The following is a 231-nucleotide window of genomic DNA, read 5'->3' as shown; positions in this document are numbered from 1 at the left end:
CATATGCTTTTTTTTCTTTTAAATACCATTCAAGATACATGTTTACATCCCACCTTGTGTAAGTACCTGTTTATTTTTCCACACGTAATCGATCAGAGAAATGATCGTAAGTGCCACTGCTGCCCAAATAAGAATTTCTCCGATCAAGTCGAACACACCGCCTAAATCTGCAATAAGAACGATGATCATCGCCATCTGAAATACAGTTTTGAATTTTCCCCAATAGCTTGC

1 protein-coding gene is annotated in these 231 nt (G+C 37.7%); it reads right to left on the bottom strand.

Going from position 1 to position 231, the window contains the following annotated elements:
• Positions 1-42 precede the first annotated feature (42 nt).
• The coding region (locus tag NE619_RS18555; protein ID WP_330640884.1) for a CDP-alcohol phosphatidyltransferase family protein at positions 43-231 on the bottom strand (189 nt) is incomplete at its 5' end.

It is taken from the genome of Anaerovorax odorimutans, from assembly GCF_024459955.1.
GTDB lineage: Bacteria > Bacillota > Clostridia > Peptostreptococcales > Anaerovoracaceae > Hominibacterium > Hominibacterium odorimutans_A.
Note: the sequence above shows the minus strand (reverse complement) of the source record. Positions and strands in the feature narration are given on the sequence as shown.